23 protein-coding genes and 1 riboswitch are annotated in these 25223 nt (G+C 58.5%); of the genes, 14 read left to right on the forward strand and 9 right to left on the reverse strand.

All coding sequences use genetic code 11. The features are described 5' to 3' along the window. Positions 1 to 146: 146 nt before the first annotated feature. Entirely contained in the window at positions 147 to 2042 is a 1896-nt protein-coding gene (mrdA, locus tag B347_RS0108885; RefSeq protein ID WP_019409355.1) for a penicillin-binding protein 2, read from the forward strand. A 192-nt stretch (positions 2043 to 2234) separates the two neighbouring features. Continuing rightward, positions 2235 to 3230, forward strand: a complete 996-nt coding sequence (locus B347_RS0108890; protein WP_019409356.1) for a GlxA family transcriptional regulator — start codon at positions 2235 to 2237, stop codon at positions 3228 to 3230. A gap of 60 nt (positions 3231 to 3290) precedes the next feature. Here B347_RS0108890 and B347_RS0108895 read toward each other — a convergent pair whose 3' ends face one another. After that, complete coding sequence (locus B347_RS0108895; protein WP_026014079.1) at positions 3291 to 4502, reverse strand: M24 family metallopeptidase; 1212 nt, start codon at positions 4500 to 4502, stop codon at positions 3291 to 3293. 246 nt (positions 4503 to 4748) lie between these two features. On the opposite strand from B347_RS0108895, the gene B347_RS0108900 reads away from it, so the two are divergent. Together B347_RS0108900 and B347_RS24800 are read left to right on the forward strand one after the other, a co-directional pair. Beyond that, on the forward strand, positions 4749 to 5186 hold the full coding sequence (locus tag B347_RS0108900) for a YqaA family protein (RefSeq protein ID WP_019409358.1): 438 nt from the start codon (positions 4749 to 4751) through the stop codon (positions 5184 to 5186). Positions 5187 to 5352: 166 nt separating this feature from the next. After that, positions 5353 to 6549, forward strand: a complete 1197-nt coding sequence (locus tag B347_RS24800) for a contractile injection system protein, VgrG/Pvc8 family (protein WP_019409359.1) — start codon at positions 5353 to 5355, stop codon at positions 6547 to 6549. Here B347_RS24800 and B347_RS0108910 read toward each other — a convergent pair. Genes B347_RS0108910 through B347_RS0108930 form a run of 5 tightly spaced genes read right to left on the reverse strand, consistent with a single transcriptional unit; the run spans position 6537 to position 11930 of the window. Beyond that, positions 6537 to 7448: an SMP-30/gluconolactonase/LRE family protein gene (locus B347_RS0108910; RefSeq protein ID WP_019409360.1), complete on the reverse strand. Its 912-nt coding sequence runs from the start codon at positions 7446 to 7448 to the stop codon at positions 6537 to 6539. The two genes, B347_RS24800 and B347_RS0108910, sit on opposite strands and share 13 nt — an antisense overlap. A gap of 14 nt (positions 7449 to 7462) precedes the next feature. Further along, complete coding sequence (locus B347_RS0108915; RefSeq protein WP_019409361.1) at positions 7463 to 8425, reverse strand: ABC transporter permease; 963 nt, start codon at positions 8423 to 8425, stop codon at positions 7463 to 7465. Next, positions 8422 to 9432, reverse strand: a complete 1011-nt coding sequence (locus B347_RS0108920) for an ABC transporter permease (protein ID WP_019409362.1) — start codon at positions 9430 to 9432, stop codon at positions 8422 to 8424. The genes B347_RS0108915 and B347_RS0108920 overlap by 4 nt, the downstream gene beginning before the upstream one ends. After that, positions 9429 to 10883: a sugar ABC transporter ATP-binding protein gene (locus B347_RS0108925; RefSeq protein WP_019409363.1), complete on the reverse strand. Its 1455-nt coding sequence runs from the start codon at positions 10881 to 10883 to the stop codon at positions 9429 to 9431. The genes B347_RS0108920 and B347_RS0108925 overlap by 4 nt, the downstream gene beginning before the upstream one ends. A gap of 24 nt (positions 10884 to 10907) precedes the next feature. Further along, entirely contained in the window at positions 10908 to 11930 is a 1023-nt protein-coding gene (locus B347_RS0108930; protein WP_019409364.1) for an ABC transporter substrate-binding protein, read from the reverse strand. 262 nt (positions 11931 to 12192) lie between these two features. On the opposite strand from B347_RS0108930, the gene B347_RS0108935 reads away from it, so the two are divergent. The 3 genes from B347_RS0108935 (at position 12193) to mntP (ending at position 14997) form a co-directional block, all read left to right on the forward strand. Beyond that, positions 12193 to 13428, forward strand: a complete 1236-nt coding sequence (locus tag B347_RS0108935) for a GAF domain-containing sensor histidine kinase (protein ID WP_019409365.1) — start codon at positions 12193 to 12195, stop codon at positions 13426 to 13428. Between the two features lie 9 nt (positions 13429 to 13437). Further along, complete coding sequence (locus tag B347_RS0108940; protein WP_019409366.1) at positions 13438 to 14181, forward strand: response regulator transcription factor; 744 nt, start codon at positions 13438 to 13440, stop codon at positions 14179 to 14181. Between the two features lie 68 nt (positions 14182 to 14249). Continuing rightward, positions 14250 to 14417: riboswitch (yybP-ykoY riboswitch) on the forward strand. A gap of 10 nt (positions 14418 to 14427) precedes the next feature. Further along, positions 14428 to 14997, forward strand: a complete 570-nt coding sequence (gene mntP, locus B347_RS0108945; protein WP_026014080.1) for a manganese efflux pump MntP — start codon at positions 14428 to 14430, stop codon at positions 14995 to 14997. A 48-nt stretch (positions 14998 to 15045) separates the two neighbouring features. On the opposite strand, the gene B347_RS0108950 is transcribed toward mntP, so the two are convergent. Next, a complete protein-coding gene (locus B347_RS0108950) occupies positions 15046 to 16230 on the reverse strand; it encodes a sugar transporter (protein ID WP_019409368.1) in 1185 nt (394 codons plus the stop codon). 253 nt (positions 16231 to 16483) lie between these two features. Here B347_RS0108950 and B347_RS0108955 point away from each other — a divergent pair, with 253 nt between their 5' ends. Continuing rightward, positions 16484 to 17719 carry an MFS transporter gene (locus B347_RS0108955; RefSeq protein WP_019409369.1) on the forward strand — a complete coding sequence of 412 codons (1236 nt, stop codon included), beginning with the start codon at positions 16484 to 16486 and terminating at the stop codon, positions 17717 to 17719. On the opposite strand, the gene nikR is transcribed toward B347_RS0108955, so the two are convergent. Continuing rightward, a complete protein-coding gene (gene nikR / locus B347_RS0108960) occupies positions 17698 to 18123 on the reverse strand; it encodes a nickel-responsive transcriptional regulator NikR (protein WP_019409370.1) in 426 nt (141 codons plus the stop codon). The two genes, B347_RS0108955 and nikR, sit on opposite strands and share 22 nt — an antisense overlap. Positions 18124 to 18214: 91 nt before the next feature. On the opposite strand from nikR, the gene nikA reads away from it, so the two are divergent. The 5 genes from nikA to nikE are packed head-to-tail and all read left to right on the forward strand — an operon-like array spanning position 18215 to position 23146. Next, complete coding sequence (gene nikA, locus B347_RS0108965) at positions 18215 to 19789, forward strand: nickel ABC transporter substrate-binding protein (RefSeq protein WP_026014081.1); 1575 nt, start codon at positions 18215 to 18217, stop codon at positions 19787 to 19789. A gap of 3 nt (positions 19790 to 19792) precedes the next feature. Further along, entirely contained in the window at positions 19793 to 20734 is a 942-nt protein-coding gene (gene nikB, locus B347_RS0108970) for a nickel ABC transporter permease subunit NikB (RefSeq protein WP_019409372.1), read from the forward strand. Beyond that, a complete protein-coding gene (gene nikC / locus B347_RS0108975; protein WP_019409373.1) occupies positions 20731 to 21576 on the forward strand; it encodes a nickel ABC transporter permease subunit NikC in 846 nt (281 codons plus the stop codon). Before nikB ends, nikC begins: the two co-directional genes overlap by 4 nt. Next, positions 21573 to 22346: an ATP-binding cassette domain-containing protein gene (locus B347_RS0108980; protein WP_019409374.1), complete on the forward strand. Its 774-nt coding sequence runs from the start codon at positions 21573 to 21575 to the stop codon at positions 22344 to 22346. Before nikC ends, B347_RS0108980 begins: the two co-directional genes overlap by 4 nt. Continuing rightward, on the forward strand, positions 22343 to 23146 hold the full coding sequence (gene nikE / locus B347_RS0108985; RefSeq protein ID WP_019409375.1) for a nickel import ATP-binding protein NikE: 804 nt from the start codon (positions 22343 to 22345) through the stop codon (positions 23144 to 23146). The genes B347_RS0108980 and nikE overlap by 4 nt, the downstream gene beginning before the upstream one ends. 68 nt (positions 23147 to 23214) lie before the next feature. Here nikE and B347_RS0108990 read toward each other — a convergent pair whose 3' ends face one another. Continuing rightward, positions 23215 to 23667 carry a carboxymuconolactone decarboxylase family protein gene (locus B347_RS0108990; RefSeq protein WP_019409376.1) on the reverse strand — a complete coding sequence of 151 codons (453 nt, stop codon included), beginning with the start codon at positions 23665 to 23667 and terminating at the stop codon, positions 23215 to 23217. A 124-nt stretch (positions 23668 to 23791) separates the two neighbouring features. Here B347_RS0108990 and B347_RS0108995 point away from each other — a divergent pair, with 124 nt between their 5' ends. Beyond that, positions 23792 to 25210 (forward strand): PLP-dependent aminotransferase family protein, encoded by a 1419-nt coding sequence (locus B347_RS0108995; protein WP_019409377.1) that lies wholly within the window; start codon positions 23792 to 23794, stop codon positions 25208 to 25210. Positions 25211 to 25223 lie beyond the last annotated feature (13 nt).

Genomic DNA, 25223 nt, shown 5'->3' on the forward strand with positions numbered 1-25223 from the left:
CAACAGCCTGTCGGCTTGCGCTTGCCAACCGACCAATTAAGCAACTCGATTGCCTGCTTCTTGGTAAGGTGTGCGCCGACTTTCGTAGCCCGCTAACGATCTGCGCGCTGCTGCACTTCTGTTTACTGACGTGAGACACCCGGAACATGCCCGAGCCGATCCCTCTTAAAGATCACGAAACCGAGAAGCGGCTGGTCAACAAAAGACTGATTGCCTGCGCCCTGCTGGTGTTGGCGGTCAGTTGCACGCTCATCGGCCGGTTGTATTTTCTGCAGGTCACCGAGTTTGACTACAACTCGACCGTGTCCGAGAACAACCGTGTTCACGTGTTGCCTATCCCGCCGGAACGCGGCTTTATCTATGACCGCAATGGTGTGCTGCTAGCGGATAACCAACCCAGTTTCAACATGACCATCACCCGCGAACGTGCCGGTGACACCGCCAAAGTGCTCGACACCGTGATGAGCGTCCTGCATTTGCCGGATGAAGACCGTGCCGTGTTCACCAAGGCCATGAAGCAAGCCCGCCACCCATTCGATCCTTCAACCCTGTTGTATGAGCTGACGGAAGATCAGATCGCGCTGCTGGCGGTCAATCAGTTCCGTCTGCCGGGTATTGATGTCGAAGCCCAGTTTGTACGCCATTACCCTCAGGGCGACCACTTTGCGCATTCGGTCGGCTATGTCGGCCGGATCAACGAAAAAGAAGCTAAGCAGCTTGACCCAACCGAATACCGCGGCACCCAGTCAATTGGCAAAACCGGCATCGAGCGTTTTTACGAGAACGCGTTGCACGGCAAAGTCGGCTTTGAAGAAGTCGAGACCAATGCACAGGGCCGAGTCATGCGCGTGCTGCGCCACCACGATGCCGTGGCGGGAAAAAATATTGTCCTGAGTCTGGACATCAAACTGCAAGAAGCCGCCGAGGACGCCTTGGGCGACCGTCGCGGCTCAATCATTGCCATCGACCCAAAAACTGGCGAAGTGCTGGCAATGGTCAGCAAACCCAGTTTTGACCCCAATCTGTTTGTGACCGGCATCAGCTCTAAGGACTACTCGGCACTGCGTGACTCACAGGACAAACCCTTGTTTAACCGGGCCTTGCGCGGCCTGTATGCACCCGGTTCAACCATCAAGCCCGAGGTGGCGATTGCTGGCCTTGACAGCGGCGTGATTTCAGCCTCGACCCGCGTATTTGACCCCGGCTACTTCCAACTGCCGAACGTGGACCACAAATACCGCAACTGGAACCACAGCGGCGACGGCTGGGTGGACTTGAACGCAGCCATCATGCGCTCCAACGACACCTACTTTTATGACCTAGCGTCCAAACTGGGCATTGATCGCATGCACGATTACATGTCGATGTTTGGCCTTGGGCAAAAAGTCTCGCTGGACATGTTTGAAGAGTCGCCGGGCCTGATGCCATCCCGCGAATGGAAGCGCAGCACACGCCGCCAAGCGTGGTTCCCAGGTGAAACGGTGATTTTGGGTATCGGCCAAGGCTACATGCAGGTCACGCCTTTGCAGTTGGCACAAGCCACGGCGCTGATCGCCAACAAAGGCGTCTGGAACCGTCCGCACCTGGCCAAGACCATCGACGGCACACCGCCGGCAGATGAAAACCCGATGCCCAATATCGTGCTGCACGACCCCAAGGAGTGGGAACAGGTCAATCACGCGATGCAACTCGTGATGCACGACCCACGCGGTATCGCCCGAGCGGCGGCACTGGGTGCGCAGTATCGAATTGCCGGCAAAAGTGGTACAGCCCAAGTGGTCGCGATCAAGCAAGGCGAGCGTTACAACCGCCTGAAAACTGCCGAGCGCAACCGCGACAACGCCTTATTCGTCGGCTTTGCCCCGGCCGAAGACCCACAAATTGTGATCTCGGTAATGATTGAAAACGGCGAGGCCGGTGGCCGCGTAGCAGGGCCGGTGGTGCGCAAAGTGATGGACGCTTGGCTGCTGGACAACCAGGGAGTGCTCAAACCGCAGTACGCCAGCCCACAGATAAAACCGCATAGCAATCCGCATGTTTAATCACCCAGCCCTCTCCCAGCTCATGCTTGCGTAGGGAAAAAGGGGCTAATCGAGGGGGCTCATTGGCATAACAAATGCTTCTTAAGGTTTCAAAGACACTGCACGTTGCGCTCGCTCGCGGGTCTGGTGATACAACGGACTGCGCGAGCCCTGACGCTAGACGCGTCCTGGCACGAGAAAAGGAACCTGAGCATGTCAGCACCTGTGGCAGGGGCAACGCTTAATGTGCCCACCTTCAAAACCGTGGGCTTTGTGGTGATACCGAACTTCACCACCATCGGCTTTGCCTCTGCGATTGAAACCCTGCGCATGGCCAATATGGCGGCACGCCGCGAGATGTTTCGCAGCGTCATCATCGCCCCCAGCATGAACCCGGTGACTGCCAGCAATGGCATGCGCATCCTGCCGGACTACGCTGTGGGCGACACGCCAAAACTGGACCTCTTGTTGGTCGTCGGCTCAAACCCAATCGTCTCGCACTTCAGCAGCCGACCGTTACTCAACTGGCTGCGCAAGCTGGCGCATCAACAGGTGACACTCGGGGGTATTTGCACCGGCAGTTACTGGCTTGCGCGCGCAGGACTGCTCAAGGGCTATCGCTGCACCATCCATTGGGAAGACATCGAAACCCTCAAGGAGCACTTCCCCGGCATCATTATTTCCAACCAGTTGTTCGAGATGGACCGCGACCGCTACACCTGCTCAGGGGGCGTAGCGTCCATGGACATGACCTTGCAATTAATTGCCCGAGAACCGGGCGGAAGGGAAATCGCCGCGCAGGCTGCCGAGTTGCTGCTGTGTGATCGCGCGCGCGGTGCGCAAGAGCAACAACGCGTGCCATTACGACAAAAGCTGGGTACGTCGCAGCCCAAGCTAAGTCAAGTGGTGGCCATTATGGAAGCTAACCTTGAAGAGCCCGTTAGCCTTGCAGACCTGGCGCGCTTTAACCACGTGTCAGTGCGCCAGCTTGAACGGCTGTTTCACAAGCACCTGCAACGCACGCCGAGTCAGTATTACCTGGAGTTGCGGCTGGCGCGCGCCCGGGCTTTGTTGCTGAGCAGTGAATCGCAAGTGCGTGATATTGCCCTCGCCTGCGGCTTTGTGTCGGCGGCGCATTTCTCCAAGTGCTACAGCCGATTGTTCGGTATCTCGCCTATCGTCGAACGCAAGCAAGTGGCGCTGCACTGAAACTGAGGCCGGTTGCCCGGCGGCCCTTATGGCAGCCTGCGGCAGCGGCGACAGCTCAGGTTATTTGTTAATGATGTTGTGCTGCGGGCCATACGGGAAATGCGTGATGTTTTCACCGCCTTGCTCATTGACGATCAAAATATCGTGCTCGCGATAACCGCCCGCACCGGGCCGCCCCTCAGGGATCATGATCATCGGTTCAATCGACACCACCATGCCTGGCTCCAGCACGGTATCAATGTCTTCGCGCAGTTCCAGTCCGGCTTCTCGGCCGTAGTAGTGGCTTAACGTGCCGAATGAGTGGCCATAACCAAAGGTGCGGTATTTCAGCAGGTCGTGTTCAAGGAAGATTTCGTTCAATTGCAGGGCGATGTCCGAGCAGCGCATGCCCGGCTTGATCAGTTTTAACCCGGCCTCGTGCACGCTCACGTTGACTTCCCACAAACGCAGGTGCTCGTCTGAGCAATGGCCGAGGAACAGGGTACGCTCCAGCGCGGTGTAGTAACCGGCAATCATCGGGAAGCAGTTAAGGCTCAGAATGTCGCCCTCGTTGACCTTGCGGGTGGTCACCGGGTTGTGCGCGCCATCGGTGTTAATGCCCGACTGGAACAAGGTCCAGGTGTCCATCAGTTCGGCGCTTGGAAAGGTGCGGGCAATTTCGCGCACCATGGCCTGGGTTGCGTGCAGCGCTACTTCGTATTCCGGCACTTGGTCGCGCAGGGCCTCGACAATGGCCGCGCCGCCAATGTCGGCAATGCGCGCGCCATGACGAATGATGGCGTGCTCTTCGGCAGACTTTATCAAGCGCATCTGCATGCAGGGCGCAGCGATGTCGACGAACTCAGCCTGCGGGTAACGACTGCCCAGCTTGTCGCGATTGAGCAGGTTCATGTGGTCGAATTCGATGCCTATACGCCCGGCCTTAGGCAGCGCTTGCTGGATCGCGACGAAATAGTTGTCGCGCTGCCAGTCGGTGTACACGATGTTGTCGGTGCCCATGCTCCGGCGCCATGGCTGGCCACCGTCGATGTTGGCGCTAATGGTCACCGCACTGTCCTGCGTGACCACCAGTGCGTAGTTACGTCCGAACGAGCAGTACAGGAAATCACTGTAATAGTTGAGGGTGTGGTAAGAGGTGAACACCGCCGCATCGATGTTGTTCTGCGCCATATAAGCGCGCAGCGTGGCCTGGCGATTGGCGTACTCCTGGGCCGAGAACGTAGGCGTGACTTTTTCGCCGTTCTTAATCTGGGTGGTTTTAGGCATTGGCATGTCATTTACCCTTGTCTGTGATCGCACTTCAGAAGCCGCCTTCGGGGCGGGCCGTTGAGGAGCATTCGAACAGATGCAACGCCGCCTTTTTTGTGTGAATCCGACCTGTAGTTGATCAGATCCGCCTTGCGAGCTACTTCGTTGCGTTATGGGTTGCACACGCAAGACTTGTGATTACAGGTCAAGCCTGCGATAAGGCTTGCGGCCTTCGCGCACTTCAGTTAACCCTCCCATGCAGGCACTTGAGTGTTCCAACTCACCAGCTACCTTGGCCTGTTTTTCGCGGCATTCGGCGCCGCGTCAATACTGCCCATGCAATCTGAAGCCGTGCTGGTGGCCATGTTGCTGTCCGGCAGCTATGTCACCGCGACCCTGCTATGTGTCGCGACGCTGGGCAATGTGCTCGGCTCTGTCTTGAACTGGGTGCTGGGGCGCTCGATTGAACGCTTTCGCCATCACCGTTGGTTCCCGGTCAGTGAGCACAAGCTCGACAAGGCACAACGCTTCTACCTGCGCTACGGGCGCTGGTCCTTGCTGTTGAGTTGGGTGCCGATTATTGGCGATCCACTGACAGTCATCGCCGGTGTCATGCGCGAGCCGTTATGGCGTTTCGTGCTGATCGTGACGCTGGCTAAGGGCACGCGTTATCTAGTGCTGACAGCCGTCACAGTGGGCTTGGCCTAGATAGCCTACAAAACCGCCTTACCCAATCTTCGCTTCCCCCTTAAGCGCTAAAAGGATTCGTACTACAGCTAGTCTCAACAACGGCTTGCACACTTGCGCAACGACCCAACAGTTTTTCCTGACGTCTTGTTACATCCGGGCGCCCGCAGTGCAAGGAGATGCAAACATGTCACGCTTACGCCCTCATCCTCGTTTCAGCCTCTGGATCGAATGCGTTAACCACGCCTTTCATGTCGTGTCCTTCAACGGCAACGAAGCCATTGATGTGCCTTATACCTTCGATGTCGAGATTGTCAGCGAACACCCCAATCTGGACCTCGTTGAACTGCTGCATCAGCCTGCTTTTCTGGCCTACGGTGCCGATGGCCAGGGCGTTCATGGGCAAATCTATGCCATCGCCATAGGCCGCCCCCACCTCAACTTCACGCTTTATACCCTGACCCTGGTACCGAAACTGACGTACCTTGAACACCGCACCAATCAGCGCATTTTTGAGCAGAAAACCACCGAGCAAATCATTGCGCAACTCCTCACAGAGCACAGCATCTTTAGTCACGCCTATGCGTTTAAGCTCGAACACGCGTATCACGCGCATGATTACTGCGTGCAACATCATGAAACTGACCTGCACTTTGTCCAGCGCCTGTGCGAAGAAGAAGGCATTCACTATCACTTCCAGCATTCCCAGCAGGGTCATCTGCTGGTGTTTGGCGATAATCAGAATGCGTTCTCGGCACTCGAGCCCCCGACGCCGTTTCTCTTCGATAAAAACCACCCGCCCGTGTTGAACAGCGGCCATTTCAACGCAATGTGGCTGCTGACCGAGATTCATCACCAAGGCCAACAACCGCAACCACTGGAGCAACATCCCATAGACGGTTTTGTTCAGGAGTACCGCAACTACTTTGCCGTCACGCTGCTGGGCGAGACCTATCACCCGGCACGCAAACACACCAAGCCCTGTGTACTGGAGACGCACATCGCGCGCGTAATCAAAAATGACCCTGCCCATTGCACCCCGCCTGATCGGGTGAAGGTGCAGTTTGACTGGCACCGCGAAAAGCAAAAAGCCCACTACAGCCGCTGCTGGCTAGCGGCGTGCCCCAGCTGGAAAACCGCCCCACACATCGGCACTCAGGTGCGGGTGGCATTCATTGACGGCGACCCCAACCAGCCAATTATCACGGGCTGCCTGCCAGAAGGTCGCGACCCAGTAGAGCCCCAGCCTAGTAAAAGCAGCGTGCTGCGCAGCCGCAGCACACTAAGCGGCACGGGCTATAACGAGGTACAGATTGAAGCCCCTAAAGACCCGAGCGTCTCACCTGCAAAAAGCACCGAAAAGAGTGGGGATCACGGCAACTGAGCACCCGCAACCGCCACATGGATCATGTACAGCGATGTATTGGCAGTGATAAACAAGCGATTACGCCGTGGCCCGCCAAACGTCAGGTTGGCCACTTTTTCGGGCAATAGAATCTTGCCCAGCAGCACACCGTTAGCATCGAAACACTGGACCCCGTCACCGGCGCTGGTCCAGATGTTGCCCTGAACATCGACCCGCAAACCGTCTGGAATACCCGGCTCGATTTGCGCCAGCACGCGAGACTGGCCCAGCCGGGAGTTATCAATAACCTGCAGGGCGCGGATATGGTGCGCGGCATCCGGGTCGTGAGAACGAGCCGAATCGGCGACGTACAGGGTTTTACCGTCTGGCGAAAATGCGAGGCCGTTAGGCTGTTCGAAGTCATCGGCAACACAGGTAATTTCAAAAGTGTTCGGGTCGACACGAAACACATTGCGCCCACTCTGTTCCGGCTCGGCCTGATAGCCTTCGTAGTCGCTGAGAATGCCGTAGGTCGGGTCCGTGAACCAAATACCACCATCACTGTGTACCACCACGTCATTGGGCGAGTTGAGACGTTTGCCTTCGAACTGATCGGCAAGCACGGTGATGCGCCCATCCGGCTCGGTGCGGGTGACGCTTCGGGTACCATGCTGGCAGGTCACCAGACGCCCTTGTAGATCACGGGTGTTGCCGTTGGCAAAGTCAGATGCCGAGCGAAACACCGAAACACCCTGTTCCGGAGTCCAGCGCAGAATGCGCTGGTTAGGGATGTCGCTCCATAGCAAGTAACCGCCATCGTTGAACCACACCGGGCCTTCTGCCCAGCGGCACCCATCATAGAGGCGCTCCAGTTGGGTATTGGGTAGGGTCAGGCTGCGAAAGCGCTTGTCGTTGTATTGGTAAATCTCGTCGTTCATTTCTCGGTCCTGACTCAAAGACTACGCAGGCTTTTGCGCCCGCTAACGGCGGCGATCACCGCAATAATGATGACCCCGGTGAGGATCAGTCGCACACCTGCGCTGGCCCCAAAGGTGTTAAGCATGCTGACCAGCAAATACAGAAACAGCGCCGCACCCCACAGCCCCGGCACGTTGGAAAACCCACCCGCCACCGACGTGCCGCCAATCACCACCACGGCAATCGAAGCCAGCAGGTATTCATCGCCCATGCTCAGCGACGCGCCGCCAGAAAACCCCGCCAGCAACACCCCGCACAGACTGGCAAACACTGCGCTCAGCACATAGGTCGCCCAGCGCACGCGCTCGACCCGTACCCCGGCCAACTCGGCCGCCCGAATGTTCTGGCCCACAGCCAATGCCCAGCGGCCATAGAGCGTGCGGCTCAGCAGGTAGCCTGCAAATACTGTTAGCAACACCACCGCCACCGCCAGATAAGGCACGCCCATCACATTGCCGGTCGAGAACTGATAAAACAGTTCCGGCGGTGCAATCCGCACACTGCGCCCGTAAGCGATGGCCACCGATTGCAACAAAAAGCTGGCCGACAGGGTGGCAATGATCGGCGGGATACGCAGCACGCGAATCAGTGCGTAGTTCGCGCACCCGACCAGCACTCCGACGCCCAGCACGCCAGCCACGCCCAAGACGATCAGATCGTTCTGGCTGTCCATCAGCTTCATCCCAACTGCACCGCTCAGGGCGATATTGGCTGGGATCGACAAGTCGATATTGCCGGGGCCGGTGGTGATGACGAACATCTGCCCCACACCAACGATCACAAAAAAGGCCGAAAAAGACAGCGCGCTGGAGGTCAATGCCCCCGCGCCTTCGCCTCGGGTAAACACCAACGTCGCGAGCCACACCAGCAAGGCCGCCAGAAACGACCACAACCAAGGTTTGCTGCGCACACGGTCAAAATGAAGGTTCAGGTTCATGTTGGACGAGCCTCTAGACGGTTGACGGCAGTGCGCAGTGCCAGCACCAAAATCAGAATCGCGCCTTGGGCGCCGATCTGCCAATCCGGCGAAATGCGGATAAACGACAACAGCGACCCGGCCAGCACCAAGGTCAAAGCCCCCAGCACCGCCCCCACGGGCGAAACCCGCCCGCCGGTGAATTCACCGCCGCCCAAAATCACCCCGGCAATCGACAGCAAGGTGTAACGCAGGGCCATATTGGCATCAGCAGAGGTGGTCAAGCCCACCAAGAACAAGCCTGAGAGCACGCCAAAAGTGCCCGCCATTGCGTACAACGTGACCTTGATCTTCAGTAGCGACCACCCAGCCTTGGCAATCGCCAACGGGTTACCACCCGCACCGCGCAGCACCACGCCCCAGGTTGAGCGCATCAGAAACAGATGCACCGCCACGGCCAGCACCACACACATCACCACCGCGAACGGCAACAATGGCGTCTTAATTTTGACCAGTGCCTGCAACCACTGCGGCGCACTGCCTCCGGGCGCGGGTAACAACAGCACCGCGCCGCCCACCCAGATAAACGACATGCCTAAAGTGACCACAATCGCCGGCAACTGGCGGATGTGGATCAAGGCACCGAGCAAGGCATACACCGCCACGCACCCCACTAATGCCAGGCAGCCAAGTAGCGGATGATCGTTGAGCAAGGTGGCGGCCACGCAGGCGACAAAGCTGATAAAACTGCCCAGCGACAGATCAAGGTCGTTGACCGTGATAATCAGCATCTGCGCAATAGTGGCCAAGGCGATGGGTACCGCCAGGTTGAGCATCAGGTTCATGCCCATGTAGCTCATGGCCCGAGGCTGCATGATGAAAATGGTTGCCAACAGCACGATCAACGACACGGCGGGCAACGCGTTGCGCAACAAACGTGCGCGATTGACCGCTCTCGCGGCCGCAGGTGTTACAGCGCCACTGGCTTGGGGTTGGGGTTTTAAGGTCATGGGTTGAGGCGCGTTCATGCCACCTCCTCCTGAAAGGAACTGCGCAGCACTTGCGCTTCACTTAATTGATCACGCGCCATATCGGCAACTGTCTGGCCATCGCGAAACACGTAGATGTGATCACAGTGATCCAGTTCTTCCAGCTCAGTGGTGTACCAGATAAAGGTGCGCCCCCGGCTCGCTTCGTCCTTGATGATGGCGTAGACCTCGCGCTTGGTGCCGACATCGACCCCGCGCATCGGGTCGTCCATCAAAATCAAGTCACTGTCGCTGGCCAGCGCCCTGGCAAACAGGGCTTTTTGCTGGTTGCCGCCCGACAACGACAAAATCGGGCTGTTCATGTCCGGCGTGCGAATGCCCATGCGTTGCTGCCACTGCGCTGCCATGGACTGTTCCGCGGCCGGATCGATCAATGCCCCGCGTTTAAGTGCAGCCAGCGAGCTGATGGTGATGTTCTCGGCAATCGACCACAGGTTGAATATGCCGTCGGTTTGCCGGTCACCTGCGACCAACGCCACCGGCAGGCCTTTGGCCACCCGCTCACGCAACAGGTGTACCAGCCATTGGCTCTGTCCCTGGCCTGCGAGCCCGGCTAGGCCGACAATTTCACCAGCCCAGGCGGCCACGGTTTGCTGGTTGCGTTGACGCGCCGGGCGCTGGTTGACGACCGGGGTCTGGCTGTCGCGCTTGGACACAAACACTTGGCTGGCGGCCTGTGCCTTGGCCATGGAGCCCATTGATTCGACCAGTGACGCATGGGTAAAGGCATTGGCGGCGCGGACTTCAACCACACAACCATCGCTCATGACCGCGATGCGATCACAGGTGGCGAGCATTTCACCGAGGATGTGGCTGATCAGCACCACGCAGCCACCCCCTTCAACGTAACGCCGTACATGCCGCAGCAATTGCTCGGCGACCCGTGCGTCGAGTGACGAGGTGGGTTCGTCGAGGATCACCAGGGCCAAGTGTTCGTCGACACACGTAAAGGCCCGCGCAATTTCAACCATCTGCCGCTGCCCGATCGGCAAGTCCGCGATCACAGCGCTAGGGCTGATCCCGTGACCCGGAAAAATGCTGTCCAGACTGGCCACAATCAACGCCCCGGCCCTGCGCCGCCAGCCAAAGCCACGCAGCGCCGGGCACATGAGCCGAGTGTTTTCAGCCACGGTCAGGTTGGGGCACAGCGACAACTCCTGAAACACGCAGCGAATCCCATGTTGACGGGCAACCTGCACCGAATAGCCACTGCGCACATCTGCACCGGCCATTAACAGCGCGCCACTGTCGGCGCGCAGGGTGCCAGCCAAAATATGCATCAACGTCGATTTGCCTGCGCCGTTGTGACCGATCAGGCCCAGGCACTCGCCGGCCTGAAACATCAGGTCAACGCTATCTAATGCGCGCACGGCGCCAAAACGCTTGCCGACCCCCTTGAGGTCAACCAGCGGTGCTTGAGTCGTACTCATCACACTCTCCTCGGCTGCTCGCGCTTAGTGCGCAACGGGGCTCTTGAGCTGGGCTACGTCGTCCACGCTGTACACGTGGCTAACAATCCCGCCTTTCTCCAGGCCTTTGAGCGAGCTTTCGAGGGTGTCCTGACTCACGCTGATGGCAGGTGACAACAGGTCATGGGGCATTTGCTTGCCATCCAGCAGTTGCTGGGCCACCCAAAACGCCAAGCTGGCGATACTCGGGGCGCTGGAGATAGAGAACGACTCATAGCCAGTGGCGTCTTTTTGCTTTTTCCACCACGCCAACTCTTCTTCACGGTTGCCGAAGATGATCACTGGCAGTGGACGACCAGCGGCGATAAACGCCTGCGCTACGCCAAAACCGTCATCACCTTGGGTCACCACCGCGTCGACTTTGGGCAGGCTCGGCAAAATTCCGGCCACAGCTTTCTGCGCCACGGTCTGCGACCAGTTGCCGTTGACCGCACCGACGATTTTCAACTGCGGATGCTTTTGGGCGCCGGCGACGATCCCGGAGTGAATCGTGTCGTCCACCGAGACCCCGGCCAGACCGCGTACTTCCAGCACATTGGCGCCCTGTGGGAAGCGCTTGGCCAGATAATCCATGACATCAATGCTGCTTTGCTTGAAGTCCATCGAAACCCGATAAGCGCAGGGCTCGGTGACGATGCCGTCGAACGACACCACAATGATGCCCGCATCACAGGCCTGCTTGACCGCGCCATTCAGTGCTGTCGGCGAGGCGGCGTTGATCACGATGGCGTTGTAACCCTGCAAAATCAGGTTTTGGATTTGTGCGGCCTGTTCGGTGGCCTGATTTTCGCCGGTGGTAAAGGAGTCAGCCCCGGAAATAATCCCGGTTTTAACGGCCTGGTCTGTGGTTTGCTGCCAACTGGTAAGCATGCTTTGACGCCACGAGTTACCGGCGTAGTTGTTGGACAGCGCGATGGTTTTGTCGGCCGTATCAGCCTGAGCGGACGTAAAGGGGGCAAGCAGCAATGCAGTGGACAATAAAGCGCAACGCAGCGTGAAACGTTCCATGGCAAGACCCTTTTTATTATTGTGGGCTTCGGCCGCCGATTAATTCGGTCGTACCTGATAACGCCGCCAGTCTGATACGGCCACAGGGCCTGTGTCTGGAGCGTTACTGCACACTTGATACCCTTTGCGCGCAAATAACCTGCGGGATCCCGCAAAAGAATCACGTATCCGTGCAGCATTTTTGACCATTGCGATGCACCGCTTTGAGCCATAATTGCGGCTCGGGTCGCCAGCGGGCGAACCTCCTGACAGGTCGTACGCCATGGTGCAAAGAACCCCCATCGCAGCCGAAAGTGTGTTGCACCATTTTCTCGGGATTTCCCGTGCGCTGGCCGGGCGCTTGGACTTTCAGTCAATGATCGAGGCGGTGTCCGAAGAGATCCGCTTTATCCTGCCCCACGACCATCTCGACGTCAGCCTGCTGCTCGATGACGACAATCACCTATCCGCTTACGAAACGGGTCTGCACACCTCGTGGAGCGACTTTGCGATTAATCCGCTGGAAATAGCACGCAGCCCGATTCGCTCGCTGCTGATGGGTGACACACCATACATTCTCAGCGATGACGCCATGATCGATGAGCGCTTTCAGTTCCCCGGCGCACTCAACCACCCGATCTTCGACGCACACCTTCGCAGCCGCTTGCACGTGCCCCTGCGTGCTCGGGGCGAAGTCATCGGCGCGCTGAGTTGCTCGACCCACGTGGCCAACTTTTACACCCTCGACGACGTACACCACACCCAGCACGTGGCCGACCTGCTGGCCTCATACCTCTACGCCCTGCACCAGACCGAACAGGCCAAACAATTGGCGATTGTCGAAGCGCAAATCCGCGCCCGTGAAGAGGGCCTGCGGCTGGGGGTGTTGCGCCTGACCGAAGAACTGGAAAACGAGCGCCAGCGCATCGGCATGGACCTGCATGACCAGACCTTGGCGGACATGACCCGCCTGCACCGACGCATCGCGCGCCTGCAACTGCAAGACAACGTGACGCCGTCAGAACTCTCCCCCATCGGCCAAGCCCTGCACGAAAGCATGCAAGAGTTGCGGCTGATCATCGACGCGGTCAAACCGACCATCCTGCAACTGTTCGGCTTCGTCGAAGGCCTCGAAGACCTGCTGCTGCGCAGCGTGCGCAACAGCGGCTTGCCGATTGTCACTCAATTGCGCGACAACACAGACGGCCTGGCCAACGCCTTGGCCGAGCCGCAAAAAATCGCCCTGTTCCGAATCATTCAAGAAGCGGTGAATAACGCAATCAAACACGCAGCACCGAGCGTGATCATCGTCGAAATCACCGCTTCCACCACCCATCTGCAACTAACCATACTCGACGACGGACGTGGGCTGGACCCTGTCAGCCGCCTGGAAACCGGCGGCATCAAAAACATGCAGGTCCGCGCGCAGTTGCTCAGCGCGCACGTTCAGATCGACAAAGGTCCGAGCGGCAAAGGCACTTGCGTGCAAATCAGCCTGCCGCTGCCGACGCACGACTAAGGAACCATCATGGACATCCTGTTAATCGAAGACGACCCGGTGCACCGGGCCTTCTTTAAAGAAGTGATAGAAAGCGCGCTGCCCGAGTGCGAGCGTTTGCTCGAAGCCGAGGACGGCCTGGTCGGCGAGCGCTTGGCCCATGAGTTTGCCATCACCTCCGTGGTCATGGACTTGCAGATGCCACGCCGCACAGGGGTTGAAGCAGCACGGGCCATTTGGCGCGAGCGCCCGCAGACCTCAATCATGTTTTGGTCCAACTACGCCGATGAAGCCTACGTGCGCGGCATATCACGCATCGTTCCCGAGGGTGCGGCCTACGGCTACATTCTCAAGACCGCCTCCGAAGATCGCCTGCGCCTAGCGCTGCGTAGCCTGTTTATCGAACAGCAATGCGTGATTGACCGTGAAGTGCGCGGGGTTCAGCAAAAAAGCCAGAACCTGCTGTTGGGCTTGACCGACACCGAATACGAAGTGCTGCAAGACATCGCGCTGGGCCTGACTGACCGCATCATCGCTCAGCGCCGCAATCTGTCGCTGCGCAGCGTGCAAAACCGCCTGCAACAGCTCTACGAAAAACTCGGCGTGCGCCAACCCACGGAAGACAGCGACAGCGGCCCAGCCTTTAACCTACGCGCCCGCGCGGTCAACGTGGCGCTGCTGCGCAAACTGCTGAACCGCACTGCGCTGGAACAAGCCGAAATCGAGTTGCAGGAATGGCTCAAAGACCCGCGTTTCAACCACCTTTGGCACTGAACAAAAAAAGCCACAAACGGGCGCGGGTGCGCACATTCACATTTTTTTCACCCACGGCTGTTACTCTCCACTCCTTCTTTGGGGAGTAGCGGGCTGTCACTTGCGTGACGGCGCTCTGGTCAACATTCTCGGCAACCTGCCGTGGCCATGGCATCCAACCGGATTTGCGAGACCAACGACATACCTGTGCTGAAGTCGGGCGCGCAGGGTCATGTCGTTGTTTTCAAGCCCGGCTGGACTGTAATCGTGAACGCCATTGCCCTGATTTTCCTAGCCTTTGCCATGTCAACGGATGCCTTTGCGGCGGCCATTGGGAAAGGTTCAAGCCTGCACAAACCGCGTTTTTGCGAAGCCCTGCGTACCGGCCTTATTTTTGGTGTGATTGAAGCCATCACCCCTGTCATCGGCTGGGCCATCGGTCAGGCCGCCAGCAGTTATGTGACCCAATGGGATCACTGGATCGCCTTCATCCTGCTGCTCGGGCTTGGGCTTTACATGATCTACAACGGCATTAAGCCCGAGGAAGAAGAACCCGAAGAAAAACCTGCGCAGCATTCCTTCTGGATTCTGGTGATCACTGCGATTGCGACCAGCATCGACGCGCTGGCGGTGGGGGTTGGCCTAGCGTTTGTCGACGTCAATATCTGGCTCGCGGCAGCGGCCATAGGCTTGGCAACCATGACCATGGTGATTATCGGCACCATGCTGGGCCGCGCCTTAGGCAGTCTGGTTGGCAAACGTGCGGAAATTATCGGAGGGGTGGTGCTGATGCTCGTCGGGGCGACGATCTTGTATGAGCATTTAAGCGCGGCGTAAAAACCAAAGAGGAATCTGACAGTGCGTCAGATTCCTCTTTTCGTTAACTCAACGTGCTGTGCCAGCGCGCGCCAGCCGGTACATCGTCCAACTGTAGAAAACCAGAGCCAGCGTGGCCAATGTGCCGCCTGCGAGGCCCACATAAGCAAACCCCAACTGGCCACCCACCCAACTGCCCAGCAGCGCACCACCGCCGATGCCGATGTTGTAGATCCCTGAAAACATCGCCATCGCAACGTCGGTCGCGTCGGGTGCCAAGGTCAATACTTTCGACTGCAGGGCCAGGCCAAAGCTCATAATCGCAATGCCCCAAAGAATGCTCAGAACGCTCAGCGATTCGACCCAGCCACTGGCTGGCAACAGCAACAACAAGCACAGCGCTAGCAACCCCACCGCAGTCAACAGAAAGCCCTGAGGGTTGTATTTGTGAAACCAACTGAAGCACAGGGAGCCGATAATCCCAGCTCCTCCGAACAACAGCAGAATCAAGGTCACGGTATTGCTGGTCATGCCTGCGGTCCCTTCGACAAAGGGTTCGACATAGCTGTACGCGGTAAATTGGGCGGTAACGACTACGGCAGTCAGTACATAAATCGCCACCAGTGCAGGACGCTTGAACAGCACCGGCAAACTTCTCAACGAGCCCGAGTTCTGGCTAGGCAGCAGCGGCAAGGTGCGGGTGAGCCACAACACCAATAATCCGGCCAGTGCTGCAATGACCAAGAACGTGGTGCGCCAACCCATGGCCTCGCCCAGCAAACGCCCTAGCGGCACCCCCAATACCATCGCCAGCGACGTACCGGTGGCCAGCAAACCCAGTGCTTGCACCTGCTTGCCTTCCGGGGCGAGGCGCACGGCCAGAGATGCGGTAATGGACCAAAACAGTGCATGGGACAGCGCCACGCCAATCCGGCTCAGCAGCAAAATACCGAAATTGGTCGCGACGCTGGACAGCAGATGGCTGACGATAAACAGAGCGAATAGCACCAGCAACAGCTTGCGGCGCTCGACGTTGCGCGTCACCAGCATGATTGGCAGCGAAGTCAGGGACACCACCCACGCGTATATCGTCAGCATTAACCCGACGTTGGCAGTGGTCATGTCAAAACTGGCACCAATGGCGCTCAGCAGGCCTACAGGGACAAATTCAGTGGTATTGAACACAAACGCGGCCAGCGCCAGTGCGATGACTGGTTGCCAATTTGTGCTTGGTGTCGCGGGGGAATTGCTCATTTAAAGGCTGCACTACTCGCTATCGATGATCAGACAGGCTCGTGATTTGGCTGCCTTTGCAAACAGCTTAGTCAGAACCCCACTGGGCAGCATTCTATAGCGTTCGCAAAGGTCTGTAAGTGAACAGTGAGGGCGCTTGGCAATTGTTTAGAACATCGCAACCTCAGGATTCAAACGTTTGAATCCTGACCTCCACAAACAACCTGCTATTAAGGAGGACGACAACAATAACCGACCCGCAAGGACTCACCCAATGCCCTCCTCTGCACCTGCCGCTCCTCGCACCTCCAATGGGGTGTTTGGCCTCTTCTGCCTGGGCAGCTACTTCTTATCCGTGTCGTATGGCACCACGTTTTTATTGGCCATGATGCTCAGCGCCCATGGCGGCAGCGAATCCGACGCAGGCACGATTATTTCTGTGGCCATGTTCAGTACCTTCGCCGCCGTGATCTTCTCCGGGCATTTGACTGACCTGTTTGGTGCCCCCAAAGCCATCGCCGCCGGGGCCGTGCTACTGGCTGGCGCGTGCCTGGGTTTTGCCAGCGTCCAGACCTTTGGCAGCGCAATGTTGCTATTTGGCTTGCTGCTGGGGTTGGGCTGGGGCGTGTTCTACACCTTGGGGCCGATCATCGTGGCGATGATTATCGAACCTGCACGTCGCGTTAAGTATTTTGCTTTGCTCTCGGGCAGCATGCTAACCGGCATCGGCACAGGTCCCCTGATCGGACGTGCCAGCGAGGCGCTGGGCTACCCCGTGGAATCAGCGTTTGTGATGGCCGCAATTGCGAGCCTGCTGGGCGGCCTTGCTTTTCTCTTTATTGGCCCGAAAATCAAGCGCCAAAGTAGCCTAATCGGGCCAGTAAGCGTGTGCAAAATAACCCCGCGCGCTGCCGTGGCCGTGTTGGGCTCAAAAGCGCTATTCGCCATCATCATGGTCGGTCTGGGTGGCGCTATTTTCGGCGGATTGTCGAGTTTTCAAACCTCTTACGCGACGCTTAATCACCTGGACTATTCGCTGTTCTTTCTAGGCTTCATGGGCGCAGCTATTTCCTGCCGCCTATTGATCGCAGGTTTCATCATCAAGCGTGATCCTTACGTAATGGCCTGCGTATTGACCGCCTTGATTGTGGTGTCGGTGCTGATGTTCATGTTCTCCGTGCACACCAGCGCGACGTATGTAATGGCGGCCATCACCCTTGGCGTGGGTTACGGCCTGACCTACTCGGTGATTAACGGGCTGGCCGCCAACGAGGCGCCGGCCGGGTACACCTCACAATCGCTGCTGTTGTTCAGCCTGGCGTATTTTGTGGGTGTGTTCGGCTTTCCGTGGCTGGCGGGGCACGTGATCGTTACATACGGCATCCCTGCCCTGCTTTCGATCATTCTGGTCATCGCACTGTGTAACTGGGCAATCACGGTTAGCCGTCTATTGTGGCGGCGCCTGTGTCAGTCGAAACCAACCAGCCATCAGGTATCTGCGCGGGATTGATCGACCTCGCTTAACGGAATGATTTGCGCGCTGCCATGCCGTACCCCGCGTTCGGCCATGATGTGGCGCGCCAGCTCCGACACGTCACCGACGGTGCCCTTGAGCACCGAGACTTCCATGCATTTGCCCTGATCAAGGTGGACATGCAGGGTCGATAAGGTCAGGTCATGGTGCTCATGAAATGCGCTGTTCAGGCGTTTGGACAGTTCCCGGGTACCGTGGTCATAAACGTAACTCAAGGTGGCCACACAGGCGGCTTGCGGGTCGCCGCCTTCCTCACCCAGTAACCCGGCACGCAATAAATCGCGTATGGCCTCGGATCGACCCTGATAGCCGTGGGCGTCCACACGCTCGTCAATAGCTGTCAGCAAGGCTTCGTCCAGCGAAATGGTGATCCTTTGCATGTAATTAGCCTCGCAGTTATGAACTTTTGACATAGACTTCATACCCAACACGTGAAAAGGCTAAAGGCCATCAACTTTTGGGAGACGCAGTGTGAAGCAGTCACGGACGAAAAAACAGCTTGCCCTATTGATCCTTGGTGCCTGTCTGAGCGCCGCTGTCACACCCGCCTTTAGTGCCGACCCGGCCCCCACTCTGACCTATTCGTGGCCAACCAATGCCGGGCCGCTGGACCCCAGAGGCTATTCCCCAAACCAGATGTACGCGCAGGCAATGGTGTACGAACCCTTGGTGCGCTATACCGCGCAAGGCACGCTCGAACCTTGGCTCGCCACACACTGGACAGTGTCGCCCGATGGCAAGACGTACACCTTCACCTTGCGTGACGGTGTGAAGTTCAGCGATGGCAGCCCGTTCAATGCGGCGGCGGCCAAAGCCAATTTGGATGCGGTGCTGGCCAACAGCAAGCGCCATCAGTGGATGGAACTGGTCTCAACCCTGGAGCGCGTGGAAGCCCCGGACGAACACACGCTGGTGCTGCAACTCAAGCACCCGTATTACCCAACCTTGATGGAACTGGCGCAAGTACGCCCATTGCGTTTTGCCGCCCCCGACGCCAAGCCCGGTACACCGGTGGGTACCGGCCCTTGGGTGTTGACGCAAACCCGGCGCGGCGAATACGACCGTTTCGACCGCAACGAACACTACTGGGGCGCACAACCGGCTTATGGCTCGGTGGTTGTCAAGGTCATTTCCGATCCGGACAGCCGCGCCATCGCCTTGCAGACCGGCGAGCTGGACCTGATTCAGGGCGCCGAGGGCGAAATATCCCCTGGCACGTTTGTGCGGCTGCGCGACTCGGGCTTCAAGGCCGCCATTTCAGCGCCCTTGGCCACCCGCACAGTAGCGATGAACACCGGTCTGGCACCGACCAATGAGTTGGCAGTGCGTCAGGCCATCAATCAGGCCGTGGACAAAGACACCATCATCGCCAAGGTGCTGCACGGCTTGGAACCGCGCGCCGATGCGCTGTTTGCCAGCAACATGCCGTACGCCAATCTGGGCCTCAAGGCCTTGCCTTACGACCCGCAGCACGCTCGGCAACGGCTCGATGAGGCGGGCTGGAAACTCCCACCCGGTAAAACCATCCGCGTCAAAGACGGCGAGCCACTGAGCATTGAGCTGGTCTTTCTGGGCACCAGCGCGTTGCAAAAGAGCTTGGCTGAAATTATTCAGGGCCAACTGGCCAACGTCGGTATTGCGGTCAAATTGCGCGCCGAAGAAGACGGCGCTCTGGTGCAGCGTCAGCGCGAAGGCCGCTTCGGCATGATCTTCGCTGACACCTGGGGTGCGCCTTACGACCCGCACTCGTTCGTCAGTTCCATGCGCTATGCCGGCCATGCCGATTACATGGCGCAGCGCGGGCTGCCAATGAAAGACGCGATCGACCACAAAATCGCCGAAGTCTTTGCCCAGACCGACGAGACCCAACGCGCTGAGGGTTACCGCGAGATCCTCAGCACGCTGCATGATCAGGCGGTGTACCTGCCGATCTCGCACCTCACAGCCATCAGTGTCAGCGGTAAAAATGTCGACAACGTGCAGTTCGGCAGCACGCTGTTTGACGTGCCGTTTGAAGTCATGCGCCCTGCCACCGGGAAGCCCTAAATCATGCTGCGCTATATTGTTTTGCGGCTGGTGCTGCTGATCCCGGTGCTGCTGGGGGTGTCATTGATCGTCTTTGTGCTGCTGCATCTGGGCAATGGCGACCCCGCGCTGGACTATCTGCGTTTGTCGCAGATTCCGCCCACCGATGCGGCACTCGCCGAAGCCCGGCATGCCCTGGGCCTGGACCGACCACTGCCGGAGCAGTACTTCACTTGGCTGTGGAACGCCGTACACCTAGACTTCGGGGTCTCATACATCACCGGGCGACCCGTGCTGGAGGACCTGCTCTATTACCTGCCCGCCACCTTGCAACTGGGCGGACTGGCGCTGCTTGTGACGCTGCTGATGAGTATTCCGCTCGGCCTCGCGGCGGCACGCTGGAAAGGTCGTTGGCCGGATCAGGTGGTGCGCTTTATCACGTTTATCGGGGTGTCGATGCCCAACTTCTGGCTGGCATTCCTGCTGATTGCCCTGCTCTCGCTGTGGCTGGGTTGGTTGCCGCCCATGGGCCGTGGCGGGCCGGAGCATCTGATCATGCCGGTGCTGGCCATCGCCCTGATGTCGATGTCAATCAATGCCCGCCTGTTGCGGGCCAGCCTGCTGGATGTACGCCAGCACCGGCATGTGTTCTATGCCCGGGCTCGCGGCCTGAATGAACGGCAAGTGTGGCGCGACCATATTCTGCGTAACGCGTGGATGCCGCTGGTGACCGCCACCGGCATGCACATTGGCGAGTTGCTAGGCGGCGCACTCGTCATCGAAACCATCTTTGCTTGGCCCGGGGTCGGGCGCTTCGCGGTCAGCGCAGTGCTCAATCGTGACTTCCCGGTGATGCAGTGCTTCACGCTGTTGCTGACCACCCTGCTGGTGTTGTGCAACCTGGTGGTCGACATTTGCTACGCCTGGCTTGACCCGCGTACGCGCCTATCGGGGGTGATGGCATGAATGCATTAAGTACAGTGTTATCCGGCAAAAAAGGCGGGTTGCGGGTCGGTTATGTGCTGGTTGGCGTGCTACTGCTACTCGCGTTGTTCGGCGCTTGGGTCGCGCCGTATGACGCCACGCTGGTGAACCTCGACGATCGCTTGCTCCCCGCCAGCACAAGCCATTGGCTGGGCACTGATCATCTGGGGCGAGACGTACTTTCACGACTCATTGTCGGTACGCAATTGTCACTGGGCAGCGTAGTGCTGGTGCTTGCCTTGGTGTTGATTCTTGGGGTGACGATTGGCGGCGTTGCCGGAATCGTCGGCGGTAAGGTCGACATGTTTCTGATGCGCCTGTGTGACATGTTTCTGACCTTCCCCACTCTGGTGCTGGCGTTCTTTCTGATTGCCCTGCTGGGTACCGGGCTGACCAACGTGATCATTGCCATCGCGCTGTCGCACTGGGCCTGGTATGCGCGGATGGTGCGCGGCATGGTGCTGGCCCAGCGCAATCGTGACTACGTGCTGGCGTCGCGTCTGGCCGGGGCTTCACGCCTGACCCGCCTGCGCCAGCATGTGATGCCCAACGTTGTGGGCCAATTGCTGGTGCTGGCCTCAATGGACATTGGTCACATGATGCTGCATGTCTCGGGGCTGTCCTTTCTGGGGCTGGGCGTGAGCCCACCCACGCCGGAATGGGGAGTGATGATCAATGATTCCAAGGAATTTATCTGGACCCACCCACAACTGTTGCTGTGGCCAGGCTTGATGATCTTTATCTCAGTGATGGCTTTCAACCTGCTCGGTGACGCCTTGCGTGATCGGCTCGACCCCAGCGTCCTGGCGGAGATCAAAGAATGACCCGAACCCTGAGTATTCAAGGCCTGAGCCTCAAACACCAACAACGCACACTGGTCGATCAACTGGACCTCACACTCAAGGCGGGTCAGGTGCATGCTCTGGTGGGTGCCAGCGGTTCGGGCAAATCACTGACGTGTCTGGGCATCCTCGACTTGCTGCCACCGGGCGTACACGGCAGCGGCGCCATCTTGCGCCTGGATGGGCACGTGGTGCAGCCCGCCCACCTGCGTGGGCGCGAGGTGGCGCTGGTGCTGCAAAACCCGCGCAGTGCCTTTAACCCGGTGCGCTCGCTGCGCCAGCATGCACTGGAAACGTTACACACCCGCAACGTGCGCGGGGCGCAGGCCGATCAATTGATCCTCGACACCTTGCATGAAGTCGGGCTTTTCGATGGGCAGCGAATTCTCGATTCGTTTGCCTTTCAACTCAGCGGCGGCATGTTGCAACGGGTCATGATTGCCCTCGCCTTGCTGGCCGACAGCCATTTCTTACTGGCTGACGAGCCCACCAGCGACCTTGACGTGGTGGCGCAAGCGCGTTTTCTCGACTTGCTGGAGCGGTTGGTGGCGCAACGTAACCTCGGCGTGTTGTTGATCACCCATGACATGGGCGTCGTGGCACGCTGCGCCGATCAGGTGTCGGTGATGGCCCACGGACGAATCGTCGAACAGGCCGATGTACACACCCTGTTCCACGCCCCCCAAAGTGAAGAAGCGCGCACGCTGCTGGCGGCGCACCACGCATTAACCATGGAAGCCTGTACGCCATGAGCCTTATCCAAGTACGCAACGTGAGCCACGGTTACACCGCTGGTGGACTGTTCAGCAAACGGCATCGGATTCAGGTACTGAGCACGCTTGATCTTGACCTGCACGAAGGCCAGAGCCTTGGCCTGCTGGGCGGCAGCGGCAGTGGTAAAAGCACCCTCGCCCGCTTGCTGATGGGCCTTGAAACCCCCGACAAAGGCCGCATTACATTCAATGGCCAGACCTTGCAGGGGCTCGACCCGCAGTTCTTGCAACGGGTGCAAATGGTCTTTCAGGATGCCCTCAGCGCCTTCAACCCCCAGCGCACAATTGGCTGGAGCATTGCCGAACCGTTGCGCCATCTATCGAACATGCCTAGCGATGCCTGCAAGGCACGGGTTGAGCAATTGCTGGTAAACGTCAAACTGCTGGCCAGTGACCACGACAAATTGCCTTCGCAACTCAGCGGCGGCCAGTTGCAACGGGCTGGAATTGCCCGGGCCATGGCTGTAAATCCGCAGTTGATTATTCTCGATGAAGCCCTGTCCAACCTTGACCGCGTGCTGCAAGTACAGATTTTGGACCTGCTGACTGACGTGCGCCGTGAGTCCGGCACCGGTTTTCTACTGATCACCCATGACCTGAGCTTGGTGCAGCGCTTTTGCCAACGGGTTGTGGTGCTGGCAGAAGGCAGCCTAGTAGAAGACCGTGAGGTGACCCCGCGCATGCGCTTCGAGCATCCGGCAGCGCGCACCCTGCAAGAAGCGGTCTTGCCAGCCATGCCAAAGGCCCGGCAATTGCAAAAGGCGGTGTTATCCGTGTGAGGGCGCAACCCGCTCGGCAATGCGTTCGGCATGGGTCTCCACCCCTAGCCCATGTGCTAGGGGTTTACTTAGCCCTTGGCCGCAGCAGGCACCATGCGAAAGGCCACGCCAAAACGGTTGTAGGCATTCATCAACCCGATGGCATAAGTCAGCTCTGCGAGTTCCTTGTCATTGAAGTGGGCGGTGACCGCGTCATAGTCAGCCTGCGGAACCCCTGTTTCAGCGACGCGAGTCACGCTTTCAGCCCATGCCAGTGCCGCTTGTTCGCGCGGCGTAAACAGCGTTTGAGCTTCGTGCCACACAGGCACCAGCACCAGCTTGTCCACGCTCATGCCCAGCGTGAGCAGGTCCCGCGAATGCAGGTCAATGCAGTAAGCACAGCCATTGATCTGCGACACCCGCAGGTACACCAGATCAATCAGTTGCTTAGACAGATCGCTGTTTTGCAATGCCACGTGCACGCCACCAAACGCTTTGAACGCTTCAGGGGAGGCCTTGGAATAGTCGATACGCTTGCTCATGTTTTACCCTTGCATTGGTGAGTTAAGTGGCGCCATAGTGCGGTTTCTTGGCCCTGTCAAAAAGGTCCATGATTTCCTTTTTTAGCTAGACCAAGATTATGGCTACCCACACCCAGGCCTAACCATGAAAAGCTCAATCCCACATTTCTCCCCGCTGGACCCAGCGTCCAGCGAGCCCATTTACCGCCAACTCTATTGGCGTTTCCGCGAGGCGATCAACGACGGTTTGCTTAAGCCAGGAGACCGAGTTCCGGCCGCCCGCGCACTGGCCAAAGAACTGGGACTGGCCCGCGGCACTATCGACACGGCCTACTCGCTCCTGACCTCCGAAGGTTACCTGCTGTCACGCGGCCAAGCGGGTACCATCGTCGCTCAAGGGATTACCGGCACCGCAATCTCAGACGCCGCTCCGGCAGCTCGGCGCACGACAGCACAGGTGGCGATCCGTGAACAGTCGGCCATTCTGCCCTTTCAAATGGGCCTGCCAGCGCTGGACGTTTTCCCCCGCAAGATATGGGCACAAATTGGCGCTCGCTGCGTTCGCAGCACGCAGCCCCCCAACATGGCAAACCCATCGGTTTATGGCTTGCACTCCTTGCGCACAGCCATTGCCACTTATTTGCAGGTTTCTCGCGGTATTGCCTGTTCACCTGAGCAGGTGTTTGTCACAGGCGGCTATCGGGATACGCTGTCGCTAATCACCCATGCCTTGCTAAAACACGCCGACAGGGTGCTGATTGAGGACCCTTGCTACCCGCCCACCCGACGCCTGCTAGAACAACTGCACCTAGTCCCTGTCCCGGTGCCGGTTGATCAGGACGGCCTATGCGTATCCAAAGCCATTAATGCACGACACGCGGCTCGCGCAGTCATCGTCACGCCCGCGCATCAAAGCCCGTTGTGCGTGTCTTTGTCGTTGCCGCGCAGATTGGCCTTGCTGGAGTGGGCACGCCAACAACAGGCCTGGATTGTGGAGGACGATTACGACGGCGAGTACCGCTACGTCAGCCGTCCGCTGCCTGCACTCAAGAGTTTGGACCGCGATGGCCGGGTGCTTTACAGCGGCACGTTCAGCAAGGTGTTGTTTCCAGGAATGCGCCTTGCCTACTTGGTAGTCCCCGCCTCGCAGGTGAACTGCTTTGAACGCACGTGCCAGACCTTTCAGGGCGGTTGCGCAGAGCTAAATCAGGCCATCGCCGCGACGTTTATGACCGAAGGGCATTTTGCCCGCCATATCCAGCGCATGCGCAAACTCTACAGCGAACGCCGGACCATGGCCGTTAACGGGCTGAACAGCGTGCTCGGCGAGCACATCCAGATTGATGCCAACCCCGGCGGCATGCACCTGATCCTGCGGCTCAATAAGCCTCAGTCAGACACCCTGTTGGTACAACGCATGCGTGAGGCGGGTCTGTTTGCCGAAGCGCTGAGCGAATGGAGCCAATTGGGTGATAAGGCTTCAGCGCTGCTACTGGGCTTCGCCAATATTGAATCGCAGGCCAGCGCGCAGGCGCTAGGCAAACGCATATTGGCGTTGATGTAAGCGGCACACGGCT

Source organism: Pseudomonas psychrophila HA-4, from assembly GCF_000282975.1.
GTDB lineage: Bacteria > Pseudomonadota > Gammaproteobacteria > Pseudomonadales > Pseudomonadaceae > Aquipseudomonas > Aquipseudomonas psychrophila_A.